Origin of the sequence: Pseudofrankia coriaricola, from assembly GCF_001854805.1 — a bacterium.
Lineage (GTDB): Bacteria > Actinomycetota > Actinomycetes > Frankiales > Frankiaceae > Pseudofrankia.
On the sequence record NZ_MBLO01000219.1, the window covers coordinates 44,048 to 54,745 of the forward strand.

At 72.6% G+C, this 10,698-nt stretch carries 9 protein-coding genes; 4 read left to right on the plus strand and 5 right to left on the minus strand.

Features of this window, described 5'->3' with window-relative positions; all coding sequences use genetic code 11:
• Positions 1-465 precede the first annotated feature (465 nt).
• Positions 466-1,326 (plus strand): DUF222 domain-containing protein, encoded by an 861-nt coding sequence (locus BCD48_RS47215; protein ID WP_241841976.1) that lies wholly within the window; start codon positions 466-468, stop codon positions 1,324-1,326.
• Here the strand turns inward: BCD48_RS47215 and BCD48_RS25505 are convergent.
• The gene (locus BCD48_RS25505; RefSeq protein ID WP_071050918.1) at positions 1,212-2,339 is read right to left on the minus strand and encodes a glycerophosphodiester phosphodiesterase; all 1,128 of its coding nucleotides are present in this window, start codon (positions 2,337-2,339) and stop codon (positions 1,212-1,214) included. The genes BCD48_RS47215 and BCD48_RS25505 overlap by 115 nt on opposite strands.
• 272 nt (positions 2,340-2,611) lie before the next feature.
• Here BCD48_RS25505 and BCD48_RS54060 point away from each other — a divergent pair, with 272 nt between their 5' ends.
• Positions 2,612-2,860: a hypothetical protein gene (locus tag BCD48_RS54060; protein ID WP_071050904.1), complete on the plus strand. Its 249-nt coding sequence runs from the start codon at positions 2,612-2,614 to the stop codon at positions 2,858-2,860.
• Between the two features lie 289 nt (positions 2,861-3,149).
• Complete coding sequence (locus BCD48_RS25515; protein WP_083419182.1) at positions 3,150-4,601, plus strand: DUF1254 domain-containing protein; 1,452 nt, start codon at positions 3,150-3,152, stop codon at positions 4,599-4,601.
• 61 nt (positions 4,602-4,662) lie between these two features.
• Here BCD48_RS25515 and BCD48_RS25520 read toward each other — a convergent pair whose 3' ends face one another.
• Complete coding sequence (locus tag BCD48_RS25520) at positions 4,663-5,709, minus strand: ABC transporter substrate-binding protein (RefSeq protein WP_071050905.1); 1,047 nt, start codon at positions 5,707-5,709, stop codon at positions 4,663-4,665.
• A 134-nt stretch (positions 5,710-5,843) separates the two neighbouring features.
• Positions 5,844-6,713: an alpha/beta fold hydrolase gene (locus BCD48_RS25525; RefSeq protein ID WP_071050906.1), complete on the minus strand. Its 870-nt coding sequence runs from the start codon at positions 6,711-6,713 to the stop codon at positions 5,844-5,846.
• 24 nt (positions 6,714-6,737) lie between these two features.
• Here BCD48_RS25525 and BCD48_RS25530 point away from each other — a divergent pair, with 24 nt between their 5' ends.
• Positions 6,738-7,901 (plus strand): amidohydrolase family protein, encoded by a 1,164-nt coding sequence (locus tag BCD48_RS25530; protein ID WP_071050907.1) that lies wholly within the window; start codon positions 6,738-6,740, stop codon positions 7,899-7,901.
• Positions 7,902-8,042: 141 nt separating this feature from the next.
• Here BCD48_RS25530 and BCD48_RS25535 read toward each other — a convergent pair whose 3' ends face one another.
• Together BCD48_RS25535 and BCD48_RS25540 are read right to left on the minus strand one after the other, a co-directional pair.
• Positions 8,043-9,476, minus strand: a complete 1,434-nt coding sequence (locus BCD48_RS25535) for an amidase (RefSeq protein ID WP_071050908.1) — start codon at positions 9,474-9,476, stop codon at positions 8,043-8,045.
• A gap of 256 nt (positions 9,477-9,732) precedes the next feature.
• On the minus strand, positions 9,733-10,698 hold a 966-nt coding region (locus tag BCD48_RS25540), incomplete at its 5' end, for an amidase (RefSeq protein WP_071050909.1).

Sequence of the window (10,698 nt, forward strand, 5' to 3'; positions counted from 1 at the left end):
TCGCCTGAGCCGCGGGCGGCCGCGGTGTGCGAGGCGCCGCCGCGGCGGGATGCCGCCTCCGGGCACGGGTCCCGGCCCGCGGGGTCCGGACCGCGTCGGTCTTCGGCGCCAGCGCCGCATCGGTCGTCCTCGCGTCCGGCGGCGTACGCCTGCCCACAGGCCACTGACGCCGTGCCGGCTCCCGCGGTCGCGTCGGACAGGTCTGGTGCAACGTCTGCCCGGCGGGCGCGGGTCAGAACAGGACGTGGCGGGGCAGGACGCTCCGCATTTCCGACCGCCTCCGGCACCTCGGCCGCCGGCCTGGACGCCTCAGGCCTACCGGACTTCCCGAACACCACCGCCCCTGCCGCCCCTGCCGCCCCCAGCGGCCCCGGTGCTTCGGCCCGTTCAGATCCTTCCGGTACTGACACCCAGGTCACGGGCACAGCTGCCGGGACCGACGATGGGTTGGTGGGGCCGTTGGCGGTGGTAGAGGCTGCCTTCGACGTGGCGGTGGCCCAGCTGGCGGACTGCGCGGAGGAGGCGGCGTTTGCCCTGGTCGCGGGCCTGGCCCGGCTGGCCGCCCGGCTGCAGGGGCTCACGATCCAGGCACAGGTCGCGCTTGCCCGGCTACGGCCGGCCCCGGCGGGCGACGGCGAGCTGGGCGGCGGGCCCTACTCGGAGTTCCTCGCCGACGAGCTGGCCGCCGAGCTGGGCCAGTCGCCGCGTGCGTTGTCCGACCGACTGGCCCGGGCCTGGGACATCGCCCACCAGCTACCCGCCGCACTCGACGCGCTCACCGCTGGCCGGTTGGACTACCCCCGGCTGCTCGCCCTGCACGACACCACCCAGGCACTGTCCGACGAGCAGCGCGCCACAGTTGAAGCCCAGATGTTGGTCGGCAGCCGCCTGAAGTCGTCGGCGCAGTGGCGGCGCAAGCTGCGCCGGATGGTGGCCCGGATCGACCCGGACGCCGCTGGTCGGCGGCGCAAGGAGGCTCGCGCCCAGCGCGGGGTCAGCGTCCAGCCTCTCGAAGACGGCATGTCCCTGCTCTCGGCAGCGAGTCGTGGTACGGATCATCGTCCGGCCTGTCGGGTAAGCCGCATGCCGGCGGCCGCCAAGCGGGAGGCGGCGGTTCCGTCCGGCCACGCGTGCGCTGACGGATGGCACGCCGGCCGGGAATCCGGTGGACGGTCCCGGCCGGCCGCCATCGTGCTGGAAGGCTCGCGCGGTCAGCCGCCCAGGAACGCGGCGCGGGCGAGGATGCCGACGTCGGTGTTGTCGGTGAACAGGCCGTCGATGCCGGTCTTGAGGAAGGTCACCTGCTCGTCGATGGCCCGTCCGTAGTCGCTGGCCACCGTGCCGACGCGGTAGTCGGCGGGCAGGAAGCTGTTCTCGGCGCGGAACGTGTACGGGTGCAGGACGAGGCCGGCCTTGTGCGCGTCGGCGACGAGCGTGGTCGGGGTGGCGAGGTTGCCGCCCGCGTCCCGCGGGATGATCTGGTTCTTGTCCGGCCCGATGCCGTTCGCGTACGTCGCGATCGTCTTCAGGCCGGCAGGGGTGATCAGGTCGGCGTACGTGCGCGGGTCGCCGGCGTCGACGAGGTCGAACGGGGCGCCGGCGGCGCTGAGGAGCTGCACGGCGCGGGTCTTCAGGCCGAGCTTGCGCAGCTGGCCCAGGTTCTTCGTCTCGAAGGACTGCACGAACACGGGCGCGTTCTTGTCGTTGAGGCCGTAGCGGACCAGCGTGTCCAGCAGCCGCTTCTCCAGCGCGAGCCCGGCCTTCTGGAAGTAGGTCGGGTGCTTGGTCTCCGGGTAGACGCCGATCTGACGGCCGAGCTCCGCCGACAGGCGCTTGCGCAGGTCGAGCACCTCCATCAGCGTGGGAATCTCGAAGCGGCCGTTGTAGAGCGTGTTGTGCTGGCGGACGTCCGGGATCCGCTCCTTGGCCCGCAGCGTCTTGAGCTCGGCGAGCGTGAAGTCCTCGGTGAACCAGCCGGTCAGGGCAACACCGTCGAGCGTCTTCGTCACCTTGCGGGCGGCGAACTCCGGGTGGTCGGCGACGTTGGTCGTGCCGCCGATCTCGGGCTCGTGCCGGCAGACGAGGTGGCCGTCCTTCGTGACGACCAGGTCCGGCTCGACGAAGTCGGCGCCCAGCCGGGCGGCCAGCTCGTATGAGGCCAGGGTGTGCTCCGGGCGGTAGCCGGACGCGCCGCGGTGCCCGATCACCAGCGTCGCGGGCCGGCCCGGCGCCCCCTGCCCGCCGGCCGGGCCCGACCCGGTCGCGGCGGCGGCCGAGGCGGACGCGGCGACGAGGACGGGCGCGGCGGCCAGGCCCGCGATCACGCCCCGGCGGCCGATCGCGCGCCGGGGCGCGGCGGCCGGACGGTCCGCCGCGGCCAGGTCCTCGGCGGTCGGATCCTCGGCGGGGAAGTCTTCGGTGCGACGCTCCACAGGTCCTCCAGCGGGGCGACGTCGGCCCTCGACGCCGGCACGCCGCACCAGCCAAGCAACGACGACGAACGCCCATGCGGCGCGCACCTGACCCGGGACCGTCCAGTAGTCATCCGCGACGTGAACCGGGCCCGAGCCGCGGCGACGGCCCGCGGACCGGCCGGAGGCTCCGGCCGGCGGTGCTGACCGAGCCGTTCGCCCGGACCCCGTGCGCGGCGGCAGGGGCCCGGGCTCGCGGGCCGTCAGGCGTCGGCGAGCCGCCCGGCCTGGCCGACCGCGGCGATGAGGCGGCCGGCCTCGCTACGGCGCTCATCATGCTGCTCGAAGGCGCCCATGTTCTGTGCCGCGCCGCCGGGACGCTCGAGCCGTTCGACGAGGCGGCACGCAGCGCGACGACGCTGGCCCGGGCCTGCTACGCGGCGCCGTGATGCGGCAGGTGCGACCGCCGTCCGCGCCCAGGCCGGTTCTCTCGTCGTGTCGTTCCTGTCTGTGGCCACATGCGTTTCCGGCCGCGGCCATACGCGGTTCACACGATCGCGGCGAAGGCTTCGTGCGACGGCGTCGCCGAGGATGGGAGCGCGGATGCTGGACCGGTGGCAGGTCGGATCGGGGCACGGACGAGCACGGGGAGGTGCCTCGTCACCCCGTCGACGGAGACTCCGAACACGCGGTCCCGTCGTCGTCGGACTGGCGGCGACAGGGGTGGTCGCGTTGACGATGGCGGCGGCGGGCGTCGCCGGACGGACCCACGCGGCCGGCGACGCGTCGGCTCCGCACGCGGCTCCGCTGGGATACCTGGCGCCGGCGACGTCATCGGCGACAGCACCGGCGCCCACCGTCGCATCCGCCGCGGCAACCGCGACAAATATTCCGACCGGCTCGGCAGCGCCAGCCGGCTCGGCCGAGGAAACCGCCGCGGATGGCTACGTCTACGGCTACAGCCCGGTGGCGATGGCCCGAACCCGCGCGGACCACGTCTGTCACGGCGGCACGAACGCGCTCCTCAACGTTCCCGTCCTGTCCACTCCGCTGAGCCAGAGCGTGGTGGCACCGAACGTCGACACGCTCTACTCGGTCGCCTGGTTGGACCTGCGCGAGGGGCCGGTCCAGCTGACGCTGCCCGACACGACCGACCGCTATGTGGTGTTCGAGCTGCTGGACATCTACTCCAATGTCTTCGCCGACATCGGCACCCGGCTGAACGGGTCACAGCCCGGGAACTATCTGATCACTCCGCCCGGCTGGAACGGCACCGTGCCCGCCGGCACCACCGCGGTCGCCGCGCCGAGCTGGGACGTGTGGGCGTTGGGCCGCACCCTGGTGAACGGCGACGAGGACCTGTCCGCCGCGCGTGCCGTCCAGCGCCAGTACACCGTGGCGACGAGCGGCCTCGGCGCGTCCGGGCCGGTTCCGCCCGCGCTGCCCCCAGTGGACTGCGCGAACCCGCCTGACCCGCAGACCCCGAACGACGGCGGCGCGGAGTTCTTCGACGAGCTCGCCGCGGTGCTCGCCGCGGATCCGCCGCCGGCCGCGGACGATCCCGCGCTCGCCGCGCTCGCCAGCATCGGCGTCGTCCCCGGTACGACTCCGTCGACAGGGGACCCCGCGACCGTCGCCGCGCTCGAAGCCGGCGTCACTGCGGGCGAAGCCGAGGTCCAGGCCGCGGCCGAGAACGTCCTCGTCCCGTCCGGCAGCTGGCTGGGAAGCTTCAACGGCGGCACCTACGGCACCGACTACCTGGTGCGCTCGGCGGTCGCCGTCGTCGGACTCGGGGCGAACGTTCCGCAGGAATCGCTCTACTACTGGTCCGGCCCCGACCTCGACGGCGAGCCGCTCACCGGCGCCCACACCTACCGGATGCGCTTTGGCGCCGGACAGTTGCCACCCGTCGACGCCGCGGGGTTCTGGTCGGTGACGATGTACGACGAGGAGATGTTCCTCGTCCCGAACACGCTCCGACGCTATGCCCTCGGGGATCGCAGTGATCTCACCGTGAATGCGGACGGCTCGATCGACATCTACCTCTCGGCGACCCCGCCGGCCGGGCATACCGCCAACTGGCTGCCCGCGCCGGACGGGCCCTTCAACCTGATGATCCGCGCGTATATCCCCACCGAGCCCGCGCTGACCAACGCCTGGCATCCACCGGCGATCGAAATGATCTCCTGACCGGCGCGGCCACCGGCGGACCCTCGGATGAGACTGGGGGCGTCCGTGGCCGCGGGCGCCCTCAGCGGACCTCGACGGAGTCGCCGGCGGACCAGCGGCGCAGGACGAGGTATCGGCCGTGCAGGGCGCCGCGGTCGTGGTGGCCGAAGGAGAGCTGGGTGCCGTCCTGACCTTCGGCGGCGGGGAGCCACTTGATCTGTTCCAGGCCCTCGCGGACGCCGGCCCGGGTCAGCTCGGGCGCGCGGGCCAGGCCGTCGACGGCCAGGCGGGCCAGGTCGTAGCCCTTCGCCGCCGCGGCGGCCCGCGCCGGCGGGACCGCCAGGCGTTCGAGCAACGCGGTCAGCGTCGCGTTCCCGTCGGAGTACATGTCGATGTATACCCAGCCGTCGAGGGCCCGGCCGACCTCGGGCTGCCGGCCGAACATCCCCGCGGAGTTCATCACCCGAGGTCCGTCCCAGCCGGCGCCCGCCGCCGCCCGGGCCACCGCCGACGCCGACCGGCCGAGCCCGAGGTAGACGAGCCCGTCCACCTTCGCGTCGAGCACCTCGCCGACCTGCGCGGCCGCGTCCTCGGTGAGCGGGGACAGCCCGACCGTCGCGGCCACGGCGAGCCCGATGATCTCCGCCTCGGCCGTCAGGTAGTGCAGGTAGCGCCGCCCGATCGGGGACCGGTCGTAGGCGATGCCCACCCGGCGCGCGCCGAGGTCCGCCAGGTGCCGGGCGAGCACGACGCTCTCGTCCTCGTGCGAGCCGACCTGCAGGTGGAACATCCAGTCCCCACGGGCCCGCTCCGTGCCGGCCCAGTTGATGGTCGGGATCCGGTGCCGCTCGGCGAGCGGGGTGGCCACGAGCGCGTTGTCGCCGATCGCCGGGCCGACGACGAGCAGCACGTCGGCGTCGACGAGCCGGGCGAACGCCCGCTCTACCGCGGCCGCGGTCCCGCTCGGGAGCCCGAGCCCGTGCGACCCGACGATCTCGACATCCCGGTCCAGCCGGCCGGCCGCGCGGTACTCGTCGGCCGCGAGCCGCAGCCAGTACTCGATGTCCGTCGGGCTCGGCGGCGCATCCGTCAGATCGTCGAGGAATCCCACCCGCAGCGGCGCCGCCATACAACACCCGTTCCTCTCCCGGCGTCGCTCTCGCGCCGGCGAAAGACGCCGAAGACGCCGCCACTCTGGAGACCGGTGCGCACCGGTCTCCAGAGGCCCCGTGGCGGCGAGCCTGGTACCTGTTCGAGAACCGCTCAGATCTTCGTCTTGCGGTACCAGTCGAGAAGTTGCGGGGCGAGCAGCGGCCAACGGGCGAACAGGCCCTCCTTGACCGCCTCGGGGGTGTGGCGGTCGGCCCACTCGGTGTCGCCCCACGGGGGCTCGCGCAGCACGGCGTTCGGCAGCGCCGCGGCGATCTTCTCGGACGTCTCGCGGCGGTGGTGGATGTCGCTCTCGCCGCTGCGGAGCACCAGCGTGGGCAGGTCGAGCTTGGCGGCCTCCTCGTCCGACAGGCCAGGGACCAGCGCGGTGTCGTCGGGGCAGTAGACCGCCATCCAGCGCTCCAGGGCGGCCATGAACGTCTGCCGGTCCTGGTCGAGGATGCGCTGACGGTTGCCCGGGTTGCCCTCGATGACCTCGGCCCACTCGGGCAGCGCGGCAACAGCCTCCATACCACCGTTCCACGCCGCGACGAACGAACCGGAGCAGTAGTGCACGCCTAGGCTCATCAGCCCGTAGACACCGCCGCTGATCCACCAGATCGCAAGCCCCGCGGCGATGTCACGGTGGCGGGCCGCGGTCAGCATCGAGACCCGGGAGCCGCCGGAACCGCCGGCGATGACCGTCGGCCCGAGCCCGAGCTGACGGATCAGGCCACCCAGGGCGTCGGCCTGCATCTGGGACTCGGATTCGCCGGTGAAACACACATCCGAGGCTCCGGTGTTGGGCCGGTCCCAGATCAGTGCGCGCCCGCCGGTGCCCTCGGCGAGTGCCGTGGCCAGCTCACGGATACCGGGCGTGTCCTTGCTGTAACGGCCACCGGGCGTGACCGCCCATGCCTGACCGTCGCCCGAGCCGACGATCTCATAGGAGATCGATAAACCGTCTACGGTTGCGTATGCCATGGGGAGAATCTAACATTGATGTCTATGTCAAAGGACGGCTTATTTATCGTAGACGCCGACTCCCACTGGTCCGAACGAGCCGATCTTTTCACCAGCCGCGCGCCAGCCGCCTACAAAGACCGTGTACCCCAGCCACGCGACGTGAACGGGGTGCCGACCTGGGTCATGGACGGCCACGCCATGGGCCGGTTCAGCCCGGGCGGCGTCATCGCCCGCGACGGCTCCAAGGAAGAGGCCGACAAGGCCCTGTTCCACTGGACGTTCGACGAGATCCACCTGGGCGCGCACGACCCCAAGGTCCGCATCGGCGTCCTCGACGATCTCGGCATCGACGCGCAGATCATCTTCCCCAGCACCATCGGCCTCGGCGGCCAGGACCTGGGATCGGTCGACGACGCCGAGCTCACCAGGCTGACCATCCAGATCTACAACGACCAGATGGCCGAGATCCAGGAGCAGTCCGGCAACCGGCTGCTCCCGCTCCCGCTGATGCCGGCCTGGGACATCGACACCTGCGTCAGCGAGGCGCGCCGGGTGGCCGGGCTGGGCGCGCGCGGCGTGAACATGACCTCGGACCCGCAGGACCTCGGCTCCCCCGATCTCGGCGACCCGGCCTGGGACCCCTTCTGGGAGGTCTGCACCGAGCTCCACCTGCCGGTGCATTTCCACATCGGCGCGAGCGTCACCGGCATGACGTTCTACGGCAAGTACCCGTGGCCGTCACACGACGCCAACACCAAGCTCGCCATCGGCGGCACGCTGCTGTTCATCGGCAATGCCCGGGTGGTGACGAACCTGATTCTCTCCGGCATCTTCGACCGGCATCCTGGCCTGCAGACCGTGTCGGTGGAAAGCGGTGTCGGCTGGATCCCGTTCATTCTCGAGACGCTCGACTACGAGATGAGCGAGAACGCGCCCCGCCAGCTGGCGGGGATGAAGAAAATGCCGTCGGAATACTTCAAGAGCAACATCTACGCGACGTTCTGGTTCGAGAAGAACCAGGGCAGGCTGCCGGCGCTCGTCGAGGCGGTCGGCGAGGACCGCATCCTGTTCGAGACCGACTTCCCGCACCCGACCTGCCTCTACCCCGGCCCGCTCGAGGCCGTCGAGGACAAGATGAACACGATCTCGCCCGAGGCGAAGGCCAAGATCCTCGGCGAGAACGCCCGCAAGCTCTACCGACTCTGACAGCCGCGTCGCGCTTCCACCCGCTCCTCCACCCCGGCCCTTCCGCGGGTCCCCGCCGACGGGTAGGCGGGGATGGGGCTCAGCGCCCATGCGCTCCTGACCGACGAGTCCAAGACCGCCCAACGGTCCCGCGCCGCGCGGTCACCCCCGGGAGGTCGCCGATGCCGCCGTCGGAGTGCGGGTCACCAGCGGCGGCACCCGCAGGTGCCAGTCGGTGCGCTGCTGGTAGGCGAAGCCGGTGGCGAGCACGGCCGCGTCGTCGAACGGCCGGCCGACGATCTGCATCGACAGCGGCAGCCCCGTCGCGCTGAACCCGGCCGGCACGCACAGCGCGGGGTGACCCGTCGCGTTCCAGATCGGAGTGAAGATCGGCGCGATGCTGAGGACCGTCTCGGTCAGATCGATCGGCGGCGCGGCGACCGCGGTGCTCGGGGTTACGACCAGGTCGACGTCGGTGAACAGCTCGGCCATCCGGCGCTGCCCGACCCGGCGCACCCGCTGGATCGTGACGAAGTCGGCCCCGGTCACCAGCGTGCCCACGGCGAGCATCCGCCGCGCGCCGGCCCCGTAGTCGGCCCACCGACCGGCCAGGTCCCCGCGGTGGTACGCGAGCGCCTCGCCGTAGAGGCCGATCATCGTCGCGTCGGTGAGCTCCTGGTAGAGCGGCAGCGAGACGGGGACGAGCGTCGCGCCCGCGGCGGCGAGCTCGTCGAGCGCCGCGGCCATCGCCGCCGGCAGGGCCGGGTCGGTCTCGGCCACGCCGGCGAGCAGGTCGACGCCGATGCGCACGCCTTCGAGCGAGCCGGTCAGGCCGGCGGTGTAGTCGGGTACCGGCACGTCGACGCTGGTCGCGTCGGACGGGTCGAACCCGGCCATCACCTGGAGCAGCAGCGCGCAGTCGTGAGCGCTGCGGGCCATCGGTCCGATGTGGTCGTAGCTGTAGCCCAGCGGCACGCAGCCGGACTTCGGCACCCGGCCGAACGTCTGCTTCATCCCGGAGATGCCACACCACGCGGCGGGCAGCCGGACCGAGCCGCCGGTGTCCGTGCCGAGCCCGCCGAGGATCACGCCGGCCGCCACCCCGTTGCCGGTGCCGGCGCTGGAGCCGCCGGGGCTCGCCGCGGGGTTCCACGGGTTGCGCGGGATCGGGAACGGCTTCTCGGGGTCGGGCATCCCGGTGGCGAACTCGGACGTCGTCGTCTTGCCGGTGATGACGGCGCCGGCGGCGCGCAGCCGGGCGACGACGACGGCGTCGCCGATCCCCTCGCCCCAGGCGGGGTCCAGGATGAGGCTCTGCGCGGTGGTCGGGCCACCCTCCGCGGCGATGATGTCCTTGACGCCCAGAGGGATCCCATGCAACGGGCCGCGGTCGACGCCGGCGGCCAGCTCCTCGTCCGCCTTCGCCGCCGCCGCCAGCGCCAGCTCGTCAAACCGGGCCAGGTAGACGCCGAGGTCCGCGTCGTGACGGTCGGCGGCGTCGATCGACGCCTGGGTCAGGGCGACGCTGGTGGTCGCGCCGGACCGCAGGGCGGCCGCCGCGTCGCTGATCGTCAGCGTGCTGGGGTGGTCGGTCATGACGTCGTGAACTCCCTTGGGCGGGCGGTGTGGGACGAGGGGTGCGGAACACGGAACACCGCCGGCGTTCGGGGCCCGGCGCGTCGACGACCTGGGTGCGCCGCGATGCGTCCGGCCGTCCGTTCGGGCCGGCGCCCGAACGGACGGTGACGATGGCGGTGGCGGTGGCGGTGGCGCATCGACGGCGTCAGTGCCGGATCGGTAGGCCTGGGAACGGCGGGCCTGGGAACGGTAGGCCTGGGAACGCCTGACTACGTCAGGCGAACGCGGGCTCCGCCGCCGAGACGATCGGCGGAACCTTCAGGTGCCAGTCGGTCGCAAGCTGGTAGGCGTGGCCGGCGTTGAAAACGGCCGCCTCCTCGAACGGCCGGCCGGCGAGCTGCAGCGACAGCGGCAGGCCGCCCTCGCCGAAGCCGATCGGCAGCGAGAGGGCGGGGTAGCCCACCGCGTTCCAGACCCCGGTCTGCACCACCTGCAGCAGCTCGTCGAGCCCCGTCCCGGCGATCCGCGGCGCACCGCGCACCGCGGTCGGGGTGAGGACGAGGTCGAGGTCGGTGAACAGCTCGGCCATCCGGCGCTGCCCGACCCGGCGCACCCGCTGGACCTGGACATAGTCGGCACCGCTGGTAAGCGCCGCGGCGCCGATGGACAGCCGGGCGCCCCGGCCATAGTCGGCCCAGCGGCTGACGAGGTCGCCCCGGTGGTAGGCCAGCGCCTCGTGCCCGAGGCCCGTCATGGTGGCGGTGAACAGCTCACGGTAGAGGGGGATGCGCACCGGCACGACCTCGGCGCCCGCGGCGGTCAGCACCGCGACGGCGGCCTGCATCAGCCCGGCCAGCGCCGGGTCGGGCTCGATGTCGAGAAGGCCGTCAAGCATGTCCAGGCCGATGCGCACGCCCTCGAGCGAGCCGGTCAGCGCGGCGGCGTAGTCGGGTACCGGTACGTCGACGCTGGTCGCGTCGGACGGGTCGTGCCCCGCCATGACCCCGAGCATGACGGCGCAGTCGTAGGCGCTGCGGGCCATCGGTCCGATGTGGTCGTAGCTGTAGCCGAGCGGGGTGCAGCCCGACTTCGGCACCCGGCCAAAGGTCTGCTTCATCCCGGTGATGCCGTTGAACGCCGCCGGSCAGCGGATCGAGCCGCCGGTGTCGGTGCCGAGCCCGCCGAGGAACATCCCGGCCGCGACGCCGTTGCCGGTGCCCGAGCTGGAGCCACCCGGCGT